The sequence below is a fragment of the Collinsella sp. AM18-10 genome, assembly GCF_003471585.1.
GTDB lineage: Bacteria > Actinomycetota > Coriobacteriia > Coriobacteriales > Coriobacteriaceae > Collinsella.
In genome coordinates, this window is sequence record NZ_QRJO01000008.1 from 34,918 (window position 1) to 58,391 (window position 23,474).

A 23,474-nucleotide genomic window follows, 5' to 3' on the forward strand; every position below is an offset into this window, starting at 1 on the left:
CTACGCAGAACCATCGACAAGAAAGGGGCCGTGACATGTCGGTCATTAAGATGTACGGCTACGAGGCCGCGCAGCAAACGGAGTATCAAACCAAGAAGTGGGCTACCAAGGAGGAAATGCAGACGCTGTCATCCGGCGACGAGCAGCGCGATGTGATCTTGGCCCAAGGTGCCACGGTGGCTTTTTACGAGGGCGACAAGCATTGGGAGACAAGCGTGTCCAACAATGTATTTGTCTTTGGCGGTACTGGCAGCGGCAAAACGGCGAGTTTCGTTTTGCCCAACCTGCTTAATCACCACGAGTGCTGCTATGTGGTCACGGACACCAAAGGCGAACTGCTGCGCCGTACGGGGAAGGGCTTCGAAGAGGACGGCTACGAGGTAACGGTTCTCGACACTATCAATCCCGAGCAGTCGTCCGGGTACGATCCTTTGCGCTACGTGATGGATGTCGAGGACATCCCAACCACAGTGGCGTCAATCATGGAGGGGGTCGATCCTGGCAGGCGTAGCTTTAGGGACGATCCGTTTTGGGACAATGCGAGTGATCTGCTACTTCGAGCGATTATTGGAATCCTGTTCCTCTTGGAGCGCCTTGCCGGCACATTTGCGTCGGGCGGGGATCCTGAGGCTCCGCGCTGCTACCTCAAAATGAACAACGTCTTTAAGCTGGCGGCGCTCATCAAGGTCACGGGAGATGGCGAGGGCCGCTTCCCGTTGGACTACCTTGTGGAGCAGGTGGAGTCCAAGGAATTTCTTGACAAGTACGAGTCGGCGAACGCGGACCTGTATGGCGTTGAGCAGTATCGCGATTTTCGCGGAGCAGCCGATAGGACGCTTAAGAGCATTCTGATCACGCTCAATGCGACCATCTCGCGGCTTAAGACTCCCCAGCTCATGCGCGTCTTTGAGAAAGATGAGATGCGCCTCGACCGTATCGATGAGGGCAAGCGCGTGATCGATCTTAAGGTGAGTGACAACGACTCGTCCAATGCGTGGCTCGCCAACGTTGCCCTCAAGCAGCTGTTTAACCTGGCCCAGCGCCGCGCCGATGCCAGTCCCAGTGGGCATTTGCAGCGCCGCGTGCAGTTTGTTCTGGATGAGTTTCCCAATGTGGGCCGCATCCCCGATTTTGAACGGAGTATTGCGACCGTGCGCAGCCGTGGCATGAGCTTTTTGATGTGCGCGCAATCGTTGAGCCAGCTCGATGGTGTGTATGGCGAAACCACAGCGCATACCATCCTGGATAACTGCGACAGCTTGATCTACATGGGCGGTGGCAGCAACATCGCGACGCAGAACTACATAAGTGAGCTGTGTGGCGAGTCGGTTTTGGGCACCAACTATGTGGGTGCCGAGCGCACTGCCGTCGATGTGCGCGGTTGCGTGATAACTCCGGGCGAGGTGGGGCTTATGCCGCGCACCGACTGCCTGGTCAAAGTGACCGGCATGCGCCCTTTCCGTGCCAAGAAGTATTTTTGCGCCGACCATCCCAATGCGGCCAAGTGGCTGAGGGACTAGTCCTTGCAGCTTTGCGCGCTCCATCTTGCTTGTTTGGCCGCACGGCTACCATTGGCCGCTAGCCGTACGGCCCCGTTTTGCCTCCTTACCGATTTTGTTTAGAAGGGAATTGCCATGCCCGTTATGTATCGTGAACCCAGCATTATCAAGAAGTCCAAGGACGGCCGCGTTGCCGCTGTCGATATGGCAAGTGAGCTGCTCAACAGCCGCGTGCTGTTGCTAGAGGGCGAGGTCAACGATGTGACCTGCAACGGCCTTATTAAGTCCATGCTGGTGCTGGAACATCAGGACGCCCACGAGCCCATCACCCTCATCATCAACAGCCCGGGCGGTAGCGTTACGGCGGGGCTGGCGCTCATCGACACCATGCAGTCGCTCGATTGCCCCGTAATCACGGTGGGCGAGGGCGTCGTGGCCTCGATGGCCGCAGTGATCCTGGCCTGCGGCGACCACCGCCAGGTGTACCGCCACACGCAAGTGCTCATCCACCAGCTGATGGGCGGCACGGGCATGGCGCAACAGACCGATATCGAGATTGTGGCCCAGCACACCGCGGCCATGCGCGCCGAGCTGGACGAGCTGCTGGCCGAGCATGGCAACCTGAGCGCGCAGGAGTTCCACGAGCTCACCGAGCGCGACTGCTGGTGCAACGCCAAGCGCGCCCTGGAGCTAGGCCTGGTGGACGAGGTGATTGCTCCGAGTAAGAAGGCGCTCTAGCGGGGCGCATGCCTTTTGAGCATGTAGAGCAGGACGATCGAGCGTGAAAATTCACAGCCAGAAAGAGGTTGAACATGAGCAGAATTTGGGATGTTGATGGCATTGAGTGGGAAGACCTGCCTACCGTGAGCGACCTGCTGTGCGCGGCAGACAATAAGATCCTGGCGCGTGAGGTCGCCCTGCGATACGCCGGCAAGGCAGGCGGTTGCGGCTGTGGCGATAGCGAGCACGGCCTAAAGCGCGCCCGCCGCAAGCTCAAGAAGCTGCGCAAGATTGACCCCGAGCCCAGCGACAAGATCGTCCTGCTGCCCAAGCACGTCATCAATCGTCGTGGTGCAGGCCGCGGCTTTGGCTATTACGACGTGGAGGCATGCGTCTTTACGCGCGCCGGCGTGCAAGGGCTAGGGAAGGATTTGCTCGACAGTGTGCGTCCGTGGGAATTGATTTTGATGGATGATGAGTCCGCGAGCGAGATGCTGGGCTATCGCGTATGGCTCGGCGGCGAGTGGGATCTATGCGAACGTTATCGCTTTTTGGCTGTGGTGTGCGCCCGCGTGCTGAACAGCATCTGGGCGCAAAAGGAACTGCGCAAGTGCCTTGAGGAGGGCGATGCAGCCTGTGATATGGACGAGGACGAGGCGATTGAAGGCGTTCGCCGCGATGTACTGTACCCCGAGGAAGTAATCGACGCAAAGCTCGGCGGCTATTGGGATGTGAGTTTGGGACTCGACCTGCCCTGGAAGGACGAGCATCGGCAGACCTACACGCGAATCGACAGGGCTATCGATGACCTGTTTGCCGAGGAAACGAAGCGCTGCGCTGCGGAGCTTGGGAAGAAGCTTGAGCGAGGGTATGAGAAGCGCGGGGAGGTGCCGTTGTGTCAACTATTTCCCGACGAATGAGAATGGGCGGCGAATGCCCCCCCCCCTCGCCTTTGAAGGCAGCGGCCGAATCGCACGGGGCCTGCCATGGGGCCCTGTTGGGATCGACAGAACGGGCGCATGGGGCGGGGTGCCTCTGAGCCTGGACTCGCGTTGAAATCGCGCATGGGATGCACGGCTACGGGCTATTTCGCGGCGCCGCACCCGGAGCAACGGTAACCCGTGAGGACTTGTTTGGTTCCGGCCTCTACCTGACGCGTCTCCTGATGCGTAATCGCCTCATGGTGGACTGTCTTGTAGTCATCCACTACAGAATAAGAACAGCCTGTATCAAACTGATAATTCATTGCTTCCATACCGTCATAGCAAATGTGGCCGTCCGAGAACAGGAAATGGCTGCCGCTACGAACCTGTTCGTCCCACGCCTTCTGGTCGACAACGGTGTAGGTTTCGGTGGTGTATACCGGTTCAGTGCGGTACTGAGCCTGCCATGCATGCTCATGGTTGTGCTTGTTGGTAGAGCCGGAAGAGGGCTTTGATTCCGACTTGGACGGCGAGGAGTCCGAGCCCGTCGACGGCTTCGCCGCATCCTCAGCTCTCACGGTACCATCGGCCGCGGCGTCCTCCGCCTTCTCCTTGTCGGCGGCAGGTACCTTGGAGGAGTTGTCGGCGACCTCGTCCGCCACGTCCTTGCCGTCGTCCCCCGCGGGCGTGCCGTTGGCCTCGGCAGCCTCGGGCTTGGGGGCGAAGGCGCCGGCCGCCCATGCGCCGCCGAGCCCGAGCCCCGCAACGACGAGCGCGACCGCCGCGACGATGGCGGCTTTCCGCTTCAGGGGCGTTGCGTCGCCGCCGTTTCCATCGGGAATGAAGCCGGGGTCCTGATCCCGCTCATCTTGGGGCTTGATGTTGTTCTCATCCATGGCGTTGCCTTTCTCTAGTCCTCAACCGGATTCTATTCCATCGCCCGGACATTAGATTCTCGGCGATGCGGTCGACCCGGACGCCGCTGCCGATTGTCTCCGGCACTGTGGTTATGCGCCCCTTCCCCATAGGGCCCGCTGACGTTCACTGAGAAGTGATCCGAATGGCCACCGCCTTTTGGCTACGACATACGTTAGCGTGCTGAATCGTATGCGCGAGCAAGAGGTCTTGCGTGAGTATCTTGAGGGGGGGCGATGGGGGCTGCGATGGGGAGGTGACGATTGAAGGTGTTCGCCATGATGGTCACATCCCGAGGAGGTAATCAGCGTAAGGCTCGGTGACTATTGAGATGCAAGCTTGGGGCTCGACCTGCCTGGAAAAACGAGCATTTCAAATCCCGCTTGCGAATCGACAGGGCCATCGATGGCCTGTTTGCCGAGGAAACGAAGTGCTGCGCTGCGGAGCTTGGGAAGAAGCTTAAGCGTGGGTACGAGAAGTGCAATGAACAAGTTGACGAGGACTTGCTAAACGGGATGTCCTTGTGAATGGCTCCCGGCAATTCGATAAAAATCTGTCCGGACGGAATGGTAGAAAGATAGCGCAAATGGAATCTGTGCATTAAGGAGTTGGCAATGGAAATCGTCTATAAGGAACTGTTTCGTGTAAACCGTCCTATCTATGGTCCTGGACCAGGAGGTTTCTTCATTAAAAGATTCAAGAAAAGCGGATACAGTGAGGCTGAATTATTCGATTTAATTTCAGGAATGGACTTTTCTCTCGCTGGAGCTGACGAGGACATCAGCCTGAAAAAGAAATGCAAAATAATCGAACGGGCGGTTGCTGAGACGCATTATACGAGCTGGGTCCTTAGCCTGATCGGCATCATTGTCTCTCTTATGGCCGGAGGATATTTGTCTGCGCTGATAGCCAGCAATCCACTTTCTGCCGGAATTTTCGGGGCGCTATTCCTGATTGTCTTGGGAATATATGCATGGTTTCGGTTTTGCTTTGAGCGAAATCGGACCGTGCTGTTGTGTGCATTGGAGCACATAAAGACGCTTCAGCCATAGTTGCACGAAATCGAAAGACAGAGGTAAGAAACGCGTGTCGCTGCCCATAGGCATAGGGGGCACCGTCGGCATTCTTTCGCAAATTGGTTTATTCGGCCTCGGCCCCGTACTCTTTTAGCACTGAGTCTTTCCCTTTAGCTCGTCCTTCCTCTCTCCAGTTTAGACATATCTAGATACATCATCTTGTCCCACTCGCAATCCACCTTGTACTTGAGCCTCACCGTCACGAGCGTGAGGGTGAGGCTGCAGCTCAACACCGCACCGTCGGATCCGCGCTCTTCGGACTACTTCAAAGCGAGCATCAACAGTTGCTGAAGCACGCAGGCGACCGTCTGCTGCTTCGCGCTGCTTAGGCACGCGCGATTGGGGGCTAGCGACTCTGGCTGAGGCGCGCGGGGCGTGAGCGCGGGTGGTGCGGCCCACGGTTGGTAACAACGGTAGTAACTGCCATTCGGAGGTGAGAGGTGGATTTCTAGAAATAAGGCGAATTAAAAAGCTCTGCTTTTTTGAATGGTAAAGTCTTGTGTTTGTAGAATGTTGCTATTACTGATTGAAATGAGATAGACATCGTGGAGACTCGTCAGACAAAGCCTTATCGCATCGCCTCTCTCTTTGCGGGATGCGGTGGTCTTGACCTCGGTTTCGCCGGGGGGTTTGATTTCCAAGGCAAGCATTTTGCTCGTTTGGCCACTGAAGTAGTCTATGCCAACGATTTCGATCGCGATGCCGTGACCTGTTTTAATGAGAACATCCCGAATTACGATGCCGCCGCTAATTGCATCGAGAAGGATATTCGCCAGGTTGAGCTTGACGAGATACCGGATTACGATATTCTCCTTGCCGGCTTCCCTTGCCAGCCCTTTTCCAATGCCGGCCTTCGCGGTGGCGTAAACGATAAATACAACCGTGGAACCCTTTTTGAGGAATGTGAGCGCATCCTAAAGGGGAAAATTAATGCAGGCAAGAAGCCCAGGGCATTCGTCTTTGAGAACGTGCGCGGAATCATGTCTTCTAAGATGGATGACGGAACTCCCGTCATTGCTGAGATTGAGAACCGCATGAGGATACTTGGCTACAACGTCTGTCACCGGCTTGTGAAGGCGAGTAACTATGGTGTGCCCCAGAACAGGTTCCGACTCTTGATTATCGGCATAGATAGTTCTCTGAACAAAACGTTTGATTTCGATGAGATGGATCGCGTTGTCGACTCAGAGCAGCTGCCTTCCGTTTCTGCTGGGCGGCCTGAGAAGTTGCTCCTGGGGTCCATCCTTCAAAATCCCTCGGTTGAACACGAAAATGGGGATTTCTGGTCGTATACCGATGCCACTCAGGCCATGATTGAGCAGATCGGTCCCTGCGCTCATGGCGATAAGGCTTTTAAGTATTTTACCGAAGACATGACCATTGGCGATCTCCCCGAGGTGGTCTTTGAGGGCCGGTCGTGGAAGGATATTCCCTACGAACTTCTTAAGCCCAGGTTTAAGAAGATTGCCGATGATCCAAAACGCTACCACGCCCCTAAGTTTTTCCGCAGGTTCGCTTTTGGCGAGATTAACGGTACGATTACGGCCTCAGCGCAGCCGGAGAATTGCGGCATCACTCATCCCGTTGAGAACCGCCGCTATACAGTTGGCGAGATTGCGCGAATCCAGTCCTTCCCGGATTCTTACGATTTCAGCAAGATTCCCTTGCAGTCACGTTATAAGGTTATCGGCAATGCTGTGCCGCCGGTGCTTGGCTGGGTCATTGCCAAAGCCCTGACGAACAAGCTCCTGGAGGCTGACGGTGAGTAAATACTTCTCAATCGATGCAATTATGGCAGCGTTCTCCCTACTAAACACAGAGCTTTCAGCTGGGACGCATTTTAGCGCGCTGCAATATATGTTCGCCCTTGACAACTATGCTCACAAGTTCGGTAGAGACTGCGATACCGATTCCGATGAGGACACATTTGTTTCTTTCGCCCATAAAGTTGGCGGACTTGAAGATGGGGAAGTCCCTGACCACATTGATGGCTTTACCGGCAAAAAGCCGAAAAAGGACAAAGATTCTGCCCGAATCCATTCAAATTTCATTAGCGCAGGAGCTGTTCAACGTTCCGAGCGCGCAACCCGCGAAGACCCCGAGCTTTACCCCAGCGGGGCAAAAAGCTATCTTTTTGCTATTTCCAAGAAGGTGCTTCTTGCTGATTCAATTTGTTATGAGCATTTGGACGCCTATCTTCCATCAAAGGAAATGAAAACTGCGTTTGCCGTGTGGGTTGAACGCAACTCCGCCTTCAAAGATGACTCCTCTTTTGCGGAGGCCCTTAAGGACGCTCTTGGCCAAAGCTATACTGGCAATTTGATAAACGCTCTCTGGAAAGAGGGTGCGCCGTCCCCAGATGATATTGGCATTGACGATGATGTTTTTTCAAATGTTAAGCCGCGTATTGATTGGGCGATGATTGGGGAGTACTTTCCGGTGGGCGAACCGAACAGCACTCATTCCGAACCAGACAGGGCGAATCTAGTAAAAAACAGTTCTGAACTTCTCGAAAAAGTGGCGGGCTTGCCTCGCAATTTGATTTACTTTGGTGCTCCTGGTACAGGAAAGTCCTATCAACTGAATAAGCTTGTCAGGGATGGCTTTGCCAAGAAAAACATTCGGCGAGTGACCTTCTATCCGGACTATACGTACTCGCAGTTCGTGGGATGTTTTAAACCATATAGTGAACCTGGCAGTAAGGAGATATCCTACGAGTTCGTTGAGGGTCCATTCCTGAAGACTTACCTCGAGGCAATAGCGCACCCCTATGACAACTTCGTCCTGCTAATTGAAGAAATCAACCGCGCGAACCCCGCCGCTGTCTTCGGTGACGTGTTCCAGCTGCTTGACCGCGACAAGAGCGGGAACAGTGTTTTCCCAGTTGCAGCGCCGAAGGAGATGGCTGGCTGCATCGGCAGCTATCTCAATGCGCTCAAAGACGATGCCGATGTTCGAGACGCTATCGAGGGGTATTACGACCCCGATATGGACTTCGATGACTTTAGGGAGATAGCCTGCGAGGAGCTCTCCCTACCGCCCAACATGTACATCTGGGCGACCATGAACAGCGCCGACCAAGGGGTGTTTCCGATGGACACCGCATTTAAGCGGCGTTGGAACTTCAAGTATATTGACATCGATGCTGGGGCCGGCAAGCCTCTCGAAGACGGGAAGAAGATATCCGAGATAGAGGTGACGATTACGGTAAACGGCACCGATTCTCAAATCGTTTGGGATAAGCTGCGCCGCAAGATCAACGGACTGATGAAGGACCTCAGGATCAATGAGGATAAGTTCTTGGGCCCCTTCTTCATCTCGCCCAATGACCTCAATGATCGATTCAGCGATGTGTTCAAGGACAAGGTTCTTCTCTATTTATGTGAGGACGTTGGGAAGTTGAAGCGCGGACGGCTTTTCAGCGATGAGACGGCGACCTATTTCGAGCTGTGTAAACAGTTCGACCGCGATGGAGTTGCCATTTTCAAGGGCATCGAGCTCGCCGATGTTGTCGCTGGCGAGCCGTCGGAGGGTGTTGCTGCCGAATCTGAAGAAGAGACCGAGGAATAGGCAATGAAATCGGTGATGGTCCGCGAGCTAAGGCCCTTTTCTCTTACTTGGCTTGCTGACGTGCTGGGATGTACGGTTGCGAGGGCAAAGACCCTCGTTGGCGACATGATGGCGCGCGGTATTGTGCGGTACCGGACGGGAAAGAAAGCCGATCCCGAGGAAGCCGATGTGGAGAACGCCGCTCCCTCTGAAGTCTATCAGTTTCGCTTCGTGGGCCTGGTGATGACCGAAGGCGCGGTGATTATTGTCTATCCCAAGTACTTCCACGACCGGATACCTGTTATTGATGAGCTCAGGTTGATAATGCGAGTTCTCAAGCGTGATGCGGGCATCGCGGTGCTGACGAGTTTGGAAGACACCGATGAGGGCACTAGCGACAAGTTGTCCGTAATGCTGGCGCTGTTGGAGCTGTACGGCGAGTACGGTGAGTACTCGAACTACGTGGAAGATCGCGAACTCAACGGTAACGGGAGTATTGACTGGAACCGTACAATTGACGGACACTTGCCCGTTCTCTCGAACTGTCGACCGATATACATGGAGTACGAGACGCGCAAGACGTATCGCGATGACTCTGACTTCATCACGCGGCTGCATCGCGCCGTGCTGACCGAGTGCTCGCGTAAGTTCGGGGAAGTGGGTATCGACAAACTGCTTTCGCTCGATGAGGTGTGTCTTTCGGACGAGGACATCGAGACTTTCGGCGATGTTGAGATGCTAGGTTGGCGTCTGGAGCGCGAGCGTGCGGCCCAGTTCTTGGACTGGAAGCTCTTAACGCTCGATTTGCTTGAGCGCTACCTGCTGCTGCGTGAGAGCGAGGTACGCAGTGATGAGGTCCAGGCACTGGGGACAACGAGCTTTTACCACCTGTGGGAAGAGGCCTGCAAAACGGCTCTCGGCGATGCGCTTGGTAAGCGGCTGGGCGCGCTCGGGCTTACGCTTGAGGGTAAGTGGGCGGCTGATAGTCGGAAGAAGTTGATCGAGATAATTCCACGGCCCCTGTGGGAGCGCTGGCGCGGCGATGGGTTTGCTGAGCCCGAAGGTACCGATACGCTCATCCCTGATGCCATTGCCATTGCAAATGGACCCGATGGCGAGCGGCTGTTCTGTATCTGTGACGCGAAGTACTATGTGCCGAGTGCAAATGGCAAGATGGAGCACCAGCCGGGGCTGGAGTCGGTGGCCAAGCAGTTCTTGTACCAGAGTGCATACCGGGAGTTTATCGAGGCTTGCGGGTTCGACCGGGTGGTGAACGCGTTTCTAGTGCCGGGGACCGTTGATAGGCCCGAGCTGATGGCGAGGGTGTCGTTTCCGGGCGTGATTGCGGAGGAAGATAAGCCGCTCAACAATTTCATTAACATGTTAATGTTGCCGGCGGAGGTCGTGTTCGAGGCGTATCTTCGCGGAGAGATATTGAATACTTGCCGACTACTTGCATTTGAGGGTACTTGCTAGCGGGAAAGCCAAGTCGGTTAACTGGCAACTGTGGCTAGGGGGAGTCGGTTCTTTCGATCCTAAACCAGACTGGGTAACGAACGCGGACTATATGCAGATTGCCATATATGCTGGCAGTGGGCAGGGAAAGAGTGCGATAAGCGGGTAGCAGCCCAATGCCGCTCCGTGGCCTTCGGCTCTGCTGAAGGCCACGGGATTAAGCTCAGTCCCGCTTCTCCGGGTCATATCCCTTTGTATACACGGTAAAACTAAGGTCATAGATCATGCCGGTGCTGCAGACACATGCGTCGGGCGTGTTCCATGTGTCCTGGACGGTCAGGTCGGTTGAGACACGCTCGGGCTCATCAATTCCAAGCAATGGAATGGGCTTAGCCATCTGATCGGCGCTATTTATCTGCGCAATGATCTCCAGCAACTTGTATAACTTGATATGCCAGGAGCTGTACGGGCGCTCGCCGGGCCCCTTGAAATCCAGTGTGCATTTTGATTGCGGCCTTTCGGCGAGTCGGCTCAAGCGTTCAAAAAGCGCTGGGTACTCGACTCCTGGAAACTCGACTCGTACATATCGATTGCCATCGCGGACGACTCCGTACCACATTACAGAGTATGGAAAGCCGATCCTATCCGGTCGTTTGATTTCTGTCCTGCAATTGGGCTGGTTGACGATAGACAGCCATGTCGCATAGAGCTCGTCGGAAATAAGGTCACTCGCTTGGTATGTTGGGCCGAGACCATCGAGGACAAAGTTGCCAAGACGCTCAAAATAGTGGGCACAATCTGTTAGGCCTTTTTTATATGCCGTATCGGCCTTTCTCTGCATATTGAGCGCGACATCGCGGGGTGATTTGCGACCAAGATGTTTTTTGGTGTTATATCGCGGGTTGCAGTAAAGCTTGGTTTCCTTGTTATATCGGTCGCAGTATTTGCTGTTGGGACCGGTCGGAAAAAAGAGCGAACCGCAGGTTTGGCATGACATCGGCATAATGCCGCACAGCAGCAGCTCGTGGAGGATGCGGGCATAAAGGCTTGCGAAGGACCATTCCTTTTCGGTGAAGTAGAGCTCTCCTGCCTTTGAAATAACGGCTTGAAGCCCAACGAGCCTATTGAGGTTTTCCTGGTCGTTAAGCTCTGCATGCGTATGGAAGTCTCCATTTGCGAAGATCTGGTTCTCGCGCATAGCTTCTAGATAATTTTTACGAAACGCCTGCATAAAGGGGGCGCTATTCATCCGCTTTATATCGTTCAAATGTTCTACGAGCTTTTGGGCCGTTTCGTTTCCGGGCAAGTGCTTTTTGGCTGCGCATGCAAAAGCTTCGCCAAAGCGGATGATTGCCGGCAGCTGCTCATCGAATAATCGAAATTGTCTCGGGTCGCTTGTTTTGATGGCGGCTGGGAAAAACTCTTCGTTTTGCGCGAGCAGGCTAGGTGCCTCGGTGTTTTTAAGCAGCGGGGCAAGCTCCAGACATTCCTGATAAAAAACAATGAGAAGCGCTCGAAAGAGCTCGGTATTGGTGCAAACACAAGCTGTTTCTATCTGTGATTTGACCTTTGGAAAGTTGTATCTTGGATTGTCGTGGTCATACGGCACCGGTGCTGTTAGATCGGTCTTGCCGTTGGTAGCGTTAATGCTCATGTCGTTCGACTCGAGTTTGAGATAGGAGCTAAAGAGGGACGCTATTTCTTGCTTGTTGAGTTGGCCCGATGTTGTAATCACCGCGCGGTACAAGCGGTTGATTTCGTTGCACTCAATAGCGTTGTTGTCCATCCAGCAGCTGTAATAGCGATAGTCAGGAATCGCAGTGATGTTCATGACGCACTGTCTGCAGACACTTTCGAGGAGATATCTGGCCATGCCGGAAATCTCTCCGTGCGCATGGCGCGTAATGACCTTGTCGATTATCGGAGCAAAGAAATCGAGATCGCTTTCCTTTTGTTTTTGAAGGTTGACTTCGATTTCGGCTTCGTTCAATTCTGCTTGTGCGGATTCTTGGTCGGGGTCGTCTGGATCGAGCTGGTCGTCATGGCCTGGCTCGGCTGCCCAGTCCATCGAAGCTTGTTGCGCATGGTGAGGAGCAGTAGAGGACTGGCGAATGGCGTTTTGCAAATCGATATAAAAGCGCTGGTTTGCTCGCTCACGAAAGTGGTCTCCGATTTCGTTGAAAAGCGAGCTTAAGTCAACGCGCAATAGGTCGTTGGCTATGGAGACGAGATTCCATGCGCTTGCATTGCCGGTTGCGTTTTCGTCACCGGCACAATCAATCTCTGGCGTCCTGTTAAGAAGAAGCATACGGGGATTGACGGGGGAGCGAAGAAAGCCAGCCTCAAAACCCCAGTTAAATGGTTCTTTTTCGGACTCAAGCATTGATGCTCCAAACAGCCAAAATTTAAAACGCGATAAAAGTCATATTACGCGGCTGTTCGCGGCTGTTCAATGGAGTCAAGCGAAAAGGCTTAAAACCAGGGAGGCCGTTATGTTCGAGTGCATCAAGCTCAACGAAGGAAACATCGATGTATGCGAGCGCGAGGTTGTCGTTCTTCGCGAGATTATCGCTGCCGCCATGGGTCGTTTGCACCAGATGCGCAAGCAGTGCGAGCGCGGCTACGCGTCTTCGGAAGATTTCGAGAATGCGTTGGATGCCTACGGAGTGATCCGTGAGCGAGCCGACGAGCTTGACCAGCTTGGTTTCGAGTTCAGGTGGTCGTCAGTCCCCGATGCGGGGGTCGATGAGTACATCGGGCTCGAATGGATCCAGGACGACAACTCTCCGCGTGAGCGCGGTTTCGATATTGCTTGTTAATGTGTCCGCGCGACTTGGTATCACTGTGGGCAAACAATCTCTAGTCGGGGTCGACTAGAGACTGCGTCCTAGGTGCCGTCGATTCCGGTTCTAATTTCTGTTGAAAGGGAAATCATGAACGCTTCTCTCCAAATTCCGTTCAGCACCGTTGAGGCCGCGCCCCGCACCGCCAAAGGTGAGGTCGTCAAGCTCGTGCAGGGCGCGCTGCTCATTGCCGTTGCTGCGGTTGCCGCCGTCGGCATCGCCTCCGTCGCCGCTCCGTTTTGTGTTTGGAAGGGCGAGGTCGCGCTGTTTCTGAACGAGTCGTTCCACACCAACTGCTCAGTTTCTGCGATCGCGGAGTACGCGTCAGCGGCACCCGGGTCTGATTGGGCGTCGCTGCTCGTGGCCGTGCTCATCGCGGCCTACCCTGCCTACCATGCCGTCTGGCGCGTTCGCGAGGGACTTGGGCTCAGCTGCGAGGCACCGGTATTCTGCAGCCGTGTGTCGCGCCTGCTCGCTGCGGTGAGCGCCTGCCTGCTGCTTGCGATGCTGTTCATGGGCTATGGAACGAGCTGGCTCATCAACGGCAGTGCGATGGGTGACCAGGGACTTGTTGAGTCGGGGCACAATGTATGGACCGCTTCTATCGTGATTATGCTGGACTGCGCCCTGATGTGCCTGTTCAAGTGGTTCCTTGCCAAGGGCCCCGGACGCAATTTCGGCAGCGGCTTTGCCGTCGAGCTTGTCCGCCTCGCCGACGTTCTGCTGAAGCGCGCGAGCTCGAACCTGGTGTTGTGCTATGTGGCCGAGCTGCTTGCCTGCCTGCTGGCGCTGACCTTCATTGCCGTGGCCTATGTCGTCGTGAGCGTGGCTATCGCGCTCGCATTCGCAGCCATCGCCTTGGCGGTGTGCGTTGCCGGGATTCCCGTTATCCTTGCTGCCTCGTGGCGCAGGTAGCGGGGCGATCATGCGAGTTCTTATCGCAGCGTGAGAAAAACTTGCAGAAATCGCAAGTTCTTTTCACGCGATGAGAAAAACTTGCAGATTGGCGCGAGGACGACGTCCCTCCGCGCGAGCGCGGTTTCGATATTGGTCATTAATGTGTCCGAACGGTTGATTGGAGACAAAATGTATCCGGACTATGAGTGCAACAACTATCCCATGAGCATTACGGATGAGGATGGTCCGTTCCTGGTCATGGAGGCGGAGCTGTCTGGCGACATCGAGCTCAATGATGAGTTTAAGAAAGACGCCAGCTATAGATATTCGTGTGCGACTGTTTCTGCGGCGATCGATCTTTGCAAGTCAATGACGGACGGCGATGCCGATCCTTGGTATGAAAGTTGGGAGAAGGCGGTTGAGCGTTATCCGCTCGAGAAATTCGAGGATGCGACAACGCTGTATTGGATTGAGCCGACCGATCCGCACAAGGCGCTGTGCGCATTCCATCCCCATCCCGATCTTGAGCGGTACGTGGCTGAGGCAATTGGCGCCGTTGACACCTATCTGCTGGAGCGAGAGTACTGTCCCTTTGCGGTCAGCCACTTAGATCTAAAGGATGTTGACGTCCTGCTCAGCGCCGCTTGGGGATTGGCTCGAGTCCTTAAAGATATTTGGGGAACTTGCGACCCTGATGTTATGGAAAAGATTGAGGATGCTTCGTACGGTGCGCATATAACGGTTAGGGACCTGATCGCGGGCGAAGAGGCAGCTAAAGCCAGCGCAAAGTCCGATGACAATTTCTAGCCGCCGCGCTGAATGGCGCGCCTGATTGACAGGCCGTCGGAAAAGTCCGGACATTCTGCCAATCTCGGTCGCTACATCGTTCCCTTGCTCGCGGCGTAATGTTCCGCCTGTTTAAGGGCGTTCTCGTAGGCGCGCTGCTTTGCTTCGTACTCTTGCGCGTAGCGCTCCTGTTCCACTTGGCTGGGAACGGGTACGGTCATGCTTCGCAGGTCCTTGGGAGATAGCTGTGCAAGCGAGTCTCCGTGCGAGGAGGCCAAGAGCTTCTGCTGTCCTTCATCGGATGACAGGTAGGCTAAGAAGAACCGTGCTAGTAGTTCATCTTTAAAGGATGCGCAGAAGACGACATCGCAAGGGACAATGAGCTTAGGGCATAACTGGGGTTTCTGGGGTGCCGGTTCGCGCTTCATGCTTCCCGGCACTACGAGGGCCAGCTTAAATGGCGGTCCGAAGCGTGAGATCATTATGCAGGTTTCATACTCGCCCAGCGGTTTGAGACGATAGAAATAACCTGGATCCGTATCGCCCATATCGTAAATATCCGTATCGGATACGCGCTCGGGTAGATCTTCGAAACCGATGGTCGTTCCATCGACTAAGTGTTTAAGCGATAAGTAGTAGCAGTCGATTCGTCGGTCCGTTCTGCCAAGACCCATCTGTGGCACCTTTAAAAGGGTGCTACGCGGAATGCCGCGGCGTATGTCCGCTACGGTGCCAAAGCGAACGAAGGACTCCTCTGCAAAAGAGGTGCTTTTAGCTTTCGGAAGTAAAGGCCAGATTTTTTCAGCACCCCGATCGCCGAGATGCCAATGCGTTGCATCGGTTGTTTCGGCATAAGCATGGCTAATCGAGTCTTGGATCTGATGCATGAGCTCACTTGTCATGGGCTTGTCATCAAATGACCGCCCATCAAAGAGGAAATATGACTCGTTGGGTTTGCGGTCGCCTAGAAATAGTAGGGCATAGCCATCGCTATTGGCTGCGATCGTATTGGGAAGCAACACTATCGCTGTCAATAGTCCAAGCTGGCAGAGCAGACGGCGCCCGTCTGCGGCGCGTGCCAGGTTGAGCAGTCGGTTGGAGACTTGTACGACCGCAATGGAATTCGGACGTTCACATGCAAGGGAAGCTGCGAGAAAAACGTAATACCATTCGCTGACCGAAAGCGGGCTTGGTACATCGACAAGTGTTTGCAGTTGATGGGCCCTCGACGTAAGGAAATCCTGAACATGCTCATTTGCAATTTCGAGCGAGGGCTCAAATTGAGTGAGGGGGATTTGCTCGGGGGGTCTGCAGTAGATGAGCACGGACTCATCGGTACGGGGCATGGCGCCCGATTCTGGCGTTGAGGCAAAGACATCGGCTTTGGTAAACGAAAAAGACGGGTCAGCGGATGTGTCGCGAGTTCCAAATTCGATGTTTTCGGGGTCCTTAAGGTCGATGCCCCAAATAGACCATGCGGATCCATCTGCATAGTCCTGGGCAAACTCAAAATCTCGGCAGCACAACTCGATAAGCGTATGAACTCTTAGCGTTGGCTGGAGTTTTGAGACCATAAAGGAAACCAGGTTTGCAAGAAATGCGCTGCTATGAGGCTCTGGCTCCTGATTGTAGGCATGGTAAAGGCCTAGCTGGGCTTGTTCTGCGCGAGACAGAAGCACGATTGCCTCCTCGGACATACGTTGTGCGATATGGAGTGCGCCGTTGTTGGCAATGGCACGATGCGGTCAATTCATATTATCAGCCTAATTCCGATTAATTTGAAATTGAGTGTTTATAGCTTAATCCGCGAGGGTATCAACTGCGATAAGTTTTTAGAAATAAAATTCTAAAAATGGTCTGGCCTTCGGACCAATATTGCGACAGCAACGAAAGGACAGCTAATGAACGGATACGACATGTACAGGATCGAGCCAGACATCCCCAAGAAGCCAACTGTGATGAATATTGTCGGCATGATTCTGCAAACCCTATTTGCGGTTGTGCTGTACGTTGTCGCCGTCGACATGATGTGCTTGCTGACGACGTGGCTCGGCGGCTTTATGTTCGAGATCGGCGAGGGCAACACGGTGATTCCGCTCCACTCATGGCGTCTGGTGGCGTTTAGGGTGTACTGGGTTGTACTGGGCGTGGGCGTCGTTGCAGCGCTTGCCCGCAAATGGATCGTGCTGTTAACGGGAGCGCGTGAATCCGACATGTGCGAGCTGCTCGGTGCAATTGAGGATGCGGGCGCATTCGCGTCCGTCGTGTGCGCGATCGTCTGTTTGCTGGGCTATGCCGCCGCATTTGATTGGTGGGCCGGCGTTACCGGAAAGATGGCTTCGGATTCCCGCGCCAATGATTACCTGCTTTGGGCTGTTGTCTTAACCATTGGAACGATTGTTGAGTGGCGAATTGTCGAGGGAGTCTTCAAGGCTTTATTCCCTCATGAGTGCCTGTTTCACGGGCTTCGCTTTGCGTCCGCCTGCGTGGTTACTCCTCTGCTTGCGCTTGTGCCCACCGCACTGACCATCGTCGTGTGCGCGGTGGTGGTAGGCCTATTTGCCGGGATTCTGTTTGCATCGCTTGCGATCCCCGTAGTTTTCGCGTTCCTCGCCATCGCCATTGCAGCCAGCCATTAATGAATCACGCGCGCCGAGGCTCGCATAAAGAAAGGAACGGCCATGTCGCTAATCTCTAGCGCTCAAAAGGTTCTGTTGCTCGCCGTACTTACCGCTCTTGTGGCTGGTGCCCTGATGTACGAAGTCCTGCATCCCACCCTGTTCCCGCTGCTCAAGCAGGGTATTTTACAGCTGCTCTACCACATTCCAGTCTTTACGCAGCCGGGCAACGTGATCTATTTGGAGTCGGTGACCTCGCTGGCGCTGTAGGAGTTTAAGGGCTTGGGCCCACGTCATAGGTAAGAAAGCAAGTTTTGAAAGGAAAACACCCATGACTCAGAAGCAGTATCGAAGCGTCGATCGCTACCAGGACCTGCTCAATCGAATTGCGCCTACGCGCCTGGTGGAGCAGACGCGCCAGAGCGTTATTGGCCACGAGGGAAGCTTGGAGGCCTTTGTGACGGCGCTGAGCTTTGAGGTCAACCGCTGCGTGATGTTGGCACGCGGCGCCGATCCGCGCGAAGTCCTTTCGCCCGCTGCCATTTTGGTGATGGGTTCTACCGGTACGGGAAAGACCCACACCATCAAAGCCGTGGCGGATGCCGCGGGGCTCAAGCTGTTCGTGTTCGATGTCTCCACCATGACGGGAGAGGGCTGGCGCGGTGCCAGCATGAGCAACTGCCTGTCGCAGGTCGCGGACTATCAGGCTGCGAATCCCGGCGATATCTGCCTGGTGCTCTTTGACGAGTTTGACAAGGCGGTTCGTGCCGAGCCCGATGGGAGCGACGTTGCGTCCAGCTTTAGTCCGTCACAGTCGTTCCTTAAGCTCTTGGAAGGCGGGGAGATGCCGTTTGAATGCGAGAGCCAGAAGGGCACGGCGATGAAATCGCTCAATCTTGATCAGGTTGTCTGCATTTTGGGCGGCGCCTTTATGGGCTTGGATGCTCTGGTGCGCAAGCGCCTGGCCGGCAAGGCCGGTACCATGGTCGGTTTTGGATCTTCGTATGCCGCCGTGCGCACCGCCGCAAAATCGGCAAACGAGCTGCGAGACAGTGCGACCATCGAGGATGTTGAGACTTGGGGCATTATGTCCGAGCTGTGCGGGCGCATTGGCTCGGTGATTAACTTTAACGCCTTGAGCGTGGACGACCTGGTCCAGATTGCGTATGAACAGTACCTGCCCAAGTACAACAACATGATGGGAAATGGCGCCAAGATGGAACTGACGGCAGATGCTGCTCGCCTTGCGGCGAAGCGCGCGGTTAAGGAAGGTGCCGGCGCGCGCGGTATGCTCCGTCAGCTGCGTCCCCTTATGATGTACGCCTGGAGGGACATGCGGGAAGATACCTATATTTCCCGTGCGACCTTGGTCGTGAGCGACGGGGAACTTGCGGTTGCGTACGAGCGCTCTCATGAGCCGCGGGGCTTTTTGCAGGAAGAGATGGGGGAGAATTCGCCCTTTCTGAACGGGAGGGAGATTGAAGCCCTGACGCTGGTGAACAACTGGATGGAGCATGAGGACGAGGACGAGCATAAGCCGTATCAGCCTGAGTTTGCTTGGCTGGTGGATTTGGTGGACGGCTCGGCGCTCGACAAGATCGTGCAGGGCGGCAAGGCATTCGATCTTGCTGGGGTGTTGTTGCGCGGCGTTCCGTTTGATGGGCCGGAGCGCATTGCCGCCCACGAGCTGCTTAAGGCGTGCGCCTGCTACAACGACGTGCTCTATGCCGATCAGGACAAGTATCGCAACCTTGCTCAGGTGCTTACGCTCACCAAATTGGTGTACAAAAATTCGCCCGATTGCTTGCTGAGCCCGCTCGATGTGGTTATGAACGGCACGACTACGGGCAACGGTTTTCAGGGTCTTGGCGAGTGGGTCGATGCCATGAGCAGGTCCGAAAAGCCTTCGTTGGAAAAGTGGCAGTATCTGGCGGCCGGGGAGGCCCTGCGGATTTACGACCACTTTAGCAAGCGCCCCGACCAGGTTAAGGAGCTTGCCGCCGAGGTGTCCCTGATGCGTGTTGCCCTTGCAGTGATGGACGTTGAGGAGCGTGAGGCATTGGAGTGCGATCTTGAGAAGCTGCTCGCTTCGTGCGAGTAATCGCCGGCTGTTCCTCTTTCCTTTCTCTTCTTTTCTCAAGCGGCATAGACGCCGTCTCAACCGCCCTGCGTGAGTTTTTGTCCGCATGGGATGGTATTCAACACATGCAACAACTAAATCGGAGGTTTGACCATGGCTACGTGGGAACTGAACTGTCAATCGAGCCCGTCGTCTGCGGGCGACAAGGAGCTTGCCCCCTATCTCGCACGCCAAAAGGTGATGCGCGAGTTTTTTGAGCGTGCGCTGTTTGCCCCCAAGGACCAGGACGGCGCCAAGAATCAGGGCGACAACGGCCTGTATTTTTTGGGCGCCACGACGGGCTCGGGTAAAAACTACACGGCCGAGCAGGTCACGGCAGACCTGATTGCCGGTGGCTGGGATGAGTCGGGCTGCTTTAACAAATGTCCTGGTCGCCGTACCTTGGTGTTTGTGGTGCCGGGCAAGGACAACCGCGACAACTATGTTGCAAGCGTGCGCGAATTGCTGGTTGAGCAGGGCATGAGTTGTGGTGAAGCGGCACACATGGTGTTCGATCTTCCGCGTGCTGGAGAGAACATCACAAACTGGATTGATACCGCGTTTGACAAGGGCAGCATGAGGCCGCGTGATATTCCTTGTCCCTTTGGAGCGAAGGACGAGGCTGTTGTTCGCGACATTACGCACGCCTGGAACAGCGCGATGGAAATCGCTGATGATCTTTTGGGCATTTTGGACAAGAAGGATCGCTTGGGAAGTGTTGTCGACCGCCTGACTCCAGGGCTGTGGGATAAGCTGGCGTTGGCAGACGCGAGCTTGCGTCGAGCGGTGAGCCGTGGACGCCAGAGCATCACGCGTGGCTTTGAGGAGATTCCCCGGATTTGGCCCTCGGCATTGCTTAACGATAAGCGCACGCCGCATGTAATTGCATGCACGCCGCAAAAGCTCGTCAATAGAATCGATACGGTGACAGGAGCGGGCGTCGTGTTCTTTAACGCAACGGTTGCCGACGAATGCCTGTTTATCTTTGACGAGATCGACCATGCGAAGGCCGATATGCTGTCGATGCTGGCAACGGGGCATATGAAATTTCAGCCCGACGAGATGCTGCGTATTCTTGACCGTCATTTTAATGGTGGCGTGGTGGATCCTCTGCTGTTGGGAAATCGAGACCAGTGGATGGCGGTCTATACGCATGCCTCGACCTCGGGCGAGCACGAGGGGTCAAACGCGGCAACGGGCAAGGTTTCGCGCACAAGTGTGGAGACGGCTGCCGAAGAGATTGCCAAGAACGCCCAGCGTATGCAAAAGATGATCGCTGCGTGTATTCAGGATATGGAGCTGCAGCAGCCTTTTGCCTTGTCTGACAAGGCGAAAGACGAGCAGCTTGCCGGACGTCACCTGTTTGGCAGCGACGATATTTCGGTGGGCGATGGCCTGTCGAATCCCTTGCGTTATGAGTTCGATACTCGCCGCAACCGCAACATGATTACGTCTTGCGGGACGGACGAGCAGCAGACCGTCAACAAGGCGGTGCGCCGTGCGCGCGGCCTTGTCAGGATGGTGGTGGGCCATCTTGCCCGTTGCGCCACGCTTATGGACAAGCTGTACTACGGCAGCATTTCGTACAAGGACGATCTTTCGCGCAAGAATATCATCGATGCCATGGGCATTAGGAACGACCAGACCAACGAGAAATACTTCTGGAATTCGCTGATGCTGGCACTGTTCTTTAAGGACCGCAAGAACGACGAGATCGATGCCGTTGACGACTCGATGTATGCGCGTGGTGTTGACTACCTGGTGATGGAAACCACCATCGACCATATGTTTACCACGTACCTGACTAATCACGGCATTGAGCGCATGCCCGAGGCGTATCTGGCCTCCATTGCCGCCAAGGCTCCCTGCGTGTGCATGAGCGCTACCTGGAATGCGCCGACCATTAAGAACTTTGATCTGGATTACCTGGACGAAGTGCACGGCGTGGTTCGTAAAGATGCTTGGATTGGCGAGCTCAACCAGGAGATCGTGCGGCAGACCAAGCTGTTCAACAAGCAGGCGGCAACGGTGTACGACGTCGACGTTGTTTGGGTTGACGAGTCCAAGAAGCTTGCCGGCATGGCGGCCGTGGCCGGCGGCGCCTATGGCGGCGGTATCGTGTCGCCCGACGAGGTGTACGAGCATGCGATGGAATTCTTTGACCAGATTGGCGTGAGCGAAGGGCTTGCGGCGTGCCTGCGCCGAAAGATTGCCGACAGGGTGACCACGAGCGATGCCGAAAGCATCGAGTTTGAGCTCAAGCGTCTGAGCAAGACGCTCGTTGCCGTGAGCGCCTGGGCGCGTGGCGTGGCGCGCAGTGAGCAGCAGGCGGGAGCCATCTTTACGACACGACACATGGGAAACCATGGCGACTTTAATAGTTTGGCGCTGGATCTTGCCCGAGAAATCGTTGCCGAACTGGTGATTAGGAACGTTAAGCACCCCGAGGCGTCGTACGAGAAGTCGCTCGAGGAAGCCAAGGATATGGTGCCGTGCTTTAACGCCTCCGGCTGGGAGGAGGGCTGGCGTGACGCTCAGGGGCGTCTGAAGGACGGCAAGCCGACCCTGATGTTTATCAATCTTGCTGCTGGCGGCTTTTCCAAAAACCTCAAATACGAGGTGCCGGAGAGCCTGCGCGACACGGTGCGCCAGGTGGACTGCGGCTTCGATAACGCTGAGCGACATCCCAAGATGGATCTCGATTTTTTGTACGTGGAGTCGCCCACGAGCCGCTTGACCTGGGGAGTCGATATGAGCTCAAAGAAGTTTGACCAGCAGGCGCTGCTTGGCGTGGTCGAACAGGAGGAGCTCGTGACGCGCGGTGAGATCCCGTTTATTCAGAAGCGCCATCGCGTGCGCACGGTACTGGCGGGCGTTGGCGGAAAACTGCCGGTGCGCGACACCCTCTCTTATCAGGTCGAAGGAGCCCGCATTGTGGCGCAGGCCGTGGGTCGCTTGATGCGCACGAGCGTAAAGATGCCGCACGTACGGGTGATGCTCGATCGCGAAATCGTCGGCGATTGCGATTTTTCGTTCCTGCATGATTTGCCGATGGGCTACGAGCTGGAGCAGGTGGTTGGTGCCTGTGCGGCCGTCAACAATCACATGGCGGACAAGAAGCAACACGCTGCTAGCAAGCAACAGAACCTTGCTGCCTTTAGGAACAATCTGGCGAAGGAGAAGCACGAGAGGCTGGCGTGGAGGGTTACCTCGCTCGATGCGCGCGAGGAAGATCTGGCCGCCTTTGACGACGAGCGCGACTTTTATCTGCATCATTTTTGCCTGCCGTGGGAGGACCTTGCGAGCTATCCTGCGCGCAAAAGCACTGCGCTACACATGCCGTTCCCCGCGAGTGGCTATGCGTACGCGGAGGGCGGAGCGTGCAAGGTGCCGCATTTTGGGTTCCCCAGCTACGACGGTGAGCCTGTCGAGCAGATTGCCGCCCGTCTGGAGGAGTGCTGCTGCTATAACGAGGGCTTTAAGGGCGCGAAGGTTCGCCAGGTAAGCCAGACGGCGGCCCGTGTGCCCGAGCTGTTGTCGATTCGGGAGGTGCGCGAGCGTTGGTCGCGCGACGGGGTGCCCGCGATGCTGCAACCGGCGGCGACGGCGCACATGACGCCCTATATGTTCCAGGCGGTGTATCTGGGAGAACTGGGAGAGTCTGCCGGTAGGGCCATCTTCGAGGCGTATTACGATGGCCGGTATTTGCTTGCGCGTGGTGACGCTGCCCATGCCGAGACGGGCGGCGATTTTGAGGTGCTCGATGCCGCCGGCAACAAGACCGGGGTGTGGATCGACTTTAAGCACTATCGCATCGGCGCCTACGAGGCCTACAGGCGCAGCGGCGGCGAGACTACGGATGCCGAGCGCTTTAAGGCAAAGGCTCAAAAAGTTGGGGCGAAGCGCCTGTTGATCGTCAATGTTTTGGCCGATGAAGCGGCGCTGGAGCTCCGTCAAAAGCCGATCGATGGCGAGGGGATGGTGTTCTCCTTCCCCTATATGGCAGCTGATGGAGCAATCAGTTTGGAGATGATGGAGGCGATCGGTCGTGTAATCGAAGCATAGCCAGCCGTG

The 23,474-nt window shown here is 55.5% G+C and carries 17 protein-coding genes; 14 read left to right on the forward strand and 3 right to left on the reverse strand.

Going from position 1 to position 23,474, the window contains the following annotated elements:
• Positions 1 to 35: 35 nt before the first annotated feature.
• From DW211_RS06430 to DW211_RS06440, 3 genes are all read left to right on the forward strand, one after another.
• The gene (locus DW211_RS06430; RefSeq protein ID WP_158568502.1) at positions 36 to 1,520 is read left to right on the forward strand and encodes a VirD4-like conjugal transfer protein, CD1115 family; all 1,485 of its coding nucleotides are present in this window, start codon (positions 36 to 38) and stop codon (positions 1,518 to 1,520) included.
• A 114-nt stretch (positions 1,521 to 1,634) separates the two neighbouring features.
• On the forward strand, positions 1,635 to 2,237 hold the full coding sequence (locus tag DW211_RS06435; RefSeq protein ID WP_118259902.1) for a ClpP family protease: 603 nt from the start codon (positions 1,635 to 1,637) through the stop codon (positions 2,235 to 2,237).
• Between the two features lie 74 nt (positions 2,238 to 2,311).
• Complete coding sequence (locus DW211_RS06440; RefSeq protein ID WP_118259904.1) at positions 2,312 to 3,139, forward strand: hypothetical protein; 828 nt, start codon at positions 2,312 to 2,314, stop codon at positions 3,137 to 3,139.
• 164 nt (positions 3,140 to 3,303) lie between these two features.
• Here the strand turns inward: DW211_RS06440 and DW211_RS06445 are convergent, their stop codons facing one another.
• Entirely contained in the window at positions 3,304 to 4,038 is a 735-nt protein-coding gene (locus DW211_RS06445; protein ID WP_118259906.1) for a hypothetical protein, read from the reverse strand.
• Positions 4,039 to 4,671: 633 nt separating this feature from the next.
• Between DW211_RS06445 and DW211_RS06455 the strand changes: the two genes are divergently transcribed.
• The 4 genes from DW211_RS06455 to DW211_RS06470 all read left to right on the forward strand — a co-directional run bounded on the left by DW211_RS06455 (position 4,672) and on the right by DW211_RS06470 (position 10,158).
• On the forward strand, positions 4,672 to 5,109 hold the full coding sequence (locus DW211_RS06455; RefSeq protein WP_117766994.1) for a hypothetical protein: 438 nt from the start codon (positions 4,672 to 4,674) through the stop codon (positions 5,107 to 5,109).
• Positions 5,110 to 5,678: 569 nt separating this feature from the next.
• On the forward strand, positions 5,679 to 6,902 hold the full coding sequence (locus DW211_RS06460; protein WP_118259909.1) for a DNA cytosine methyltransferase: 1,224 nt from the start codon (positions 5,679 to 5,681) through the stop codon (positions 6,900 to 6,902).
• Positions 6,895 to 8,703 (forward strand): McrB family protein, encoded by a 1,809-nt coding sequence (locus tag DW211_RS06465; protein ID WP_118259911.1) that lies wholly within the window; start codon positions 6,895 to 6,897, stop codon positions 8,701 to 8,703. The genes DW211_RS06460 and DW211_RS06465 overlap by 8 nt, the downstream gene beginning before the upstream one ends.
• 3 nt (positions 8,704 to 8,706) lie before the next feature.
• A complete protein-coding gene (locus DW211_RS06470; protein WP_118259913.1) occupies positions 8,707 to 10,158 on the forward strand; it encodes an LlaJI family restriction endonuclease in 1,452 nt (483 codons plus the stop codon).
• A 202-nt stretch (positions 10,159 to 10,360) separates the two neighbouring features.
• Here DW211_RS06470 and DW211_RS06475 read toward each other — a convergent pair whose 3' ends face one another.
• Entirely contained in the window at positions 10,361 to 12,520 is a 2,160-nt protein-coding gene (locus DW211_RS06475) for a hypothetical protein (protein ID WP_118259914.1), read from the reverse strand.
• A gap of 109 nt (positions 12,521 to 12,629) precedes the next feature.
• On the opposite strand from DW211_RS06475, the gene DW211_RS06480 reads away from it, so the two are divergent.
• The 3 genes from DW211_RS06480 (at position 12,630) to DW211_RS06490 (ending at position 14,684) form a co-directional block, all read left to right on the forward strand.
• A complete protein-coding gene (locus tag DW211_RS06480; RefSeq protein WP_118259916.1) occupies positions 12,630 to 12,956 on the forward strand; it encodes a hypothetical protein in 327 nt (108 codons plus the stop codon).
• Positions 12,957 to 13,070: 114 nt separating this feature from the next.
• Positions 13,071 to 13,895 carry a hypothetical protein gene (locus DW211_RS06485; protein ID WP_118259918.1) on the forward strand — a complete coding sequence of 275 codons (825 nt, stop codon included), beginning with the start codon at positions 13,071 to 13,073 and terminating at the stop codon, positions 13,893 to 13,895.
• Positions 13,896 to 14,027: 132 nt separating this feature from the next.
• Positions 14,028 to 14,684 (forward strand): hypothetical protein, encoded by a 657-nt coding sequence (locus DW211_RS06490; protein WP_158568503.1) that lies wholly within the window; start codon positions 14,028 to 14,030, stop codon positions 14,682 to 14,684.
• Between the two features lie 71 nt (positions 14,685 to 14,755).
• Here DW211_RS06490 and DW211_RS06495 read toward each other — a convergent pair whose 3' ends face one another.
• Complete coding sequence (locus tag DW211_RS06495) at positions 14,756 to 16,342, reverse strand: restriction endonuclease subunit S (protein WP_118259922.1); 1,587 nt, start codon at positions 16,340 to 16,342, stop codon at positions 14,756 to 14,758.
• Positions 16,343 to 16,564: 222 nt separating this feature from the next.
• Here DW211_RS06495 and DW211_RS06500 point away from each other — a divergent pair, with 222 nt between their 5' ends.
• From DW211_RS06500 to DW211_RS06515, 4 genes are all read left to right on the forward strand, one after another.
• Positions 16,565 to 17,302: a hypothetical protein gene (locus DW211_RS06500; RefSeq protein ID WP_118259923.1), complete on the forward strand. Its 738-nt coding sequence runs from the start codon at positions 16,565 to 16,567 to the stop codon at positions 17,300 to 17,302.
• Positions 17,303 to 17,344: 42 nt separating this feature from the next.
• On the forward strand, positions 17,345 to 17,551 hold the full coding sequence (locus DW211_RS06505; RefSeq protein WP_118259925.1) for a hypothetical protein: 207 nt from the start codon (positions 17,345 to 17,347) through the stop codon (positions 17,549 to 17,551).
• 61 nt (positions 17,552 to 17,612) lie between these two features.
• Entirely contained in the window at positions 17,613 to 19,382 is a 1,770-nt protein-coding gene (locus DW211_RS06510; protein ID WP_118259926.1) for an AAA family ATPase, read from the forward strand.
• A gap of 132 nt (positions 19,383 to 19,514) precedes the next feature.
• Positions 19,515 to 23,465: a hypothetical protein gene (locus DW211_RS06515; RefSeq protein ID WP_118259928.1), complete on the forward strand. Its 3,951-nt coding sequence runs from the start codon at positions 19,515 to 19,517 to the stop codon at positions 23,463 to 23,465.
• Positions 23,466 to 23,474 lie beyond the last annotated feature (9 nt).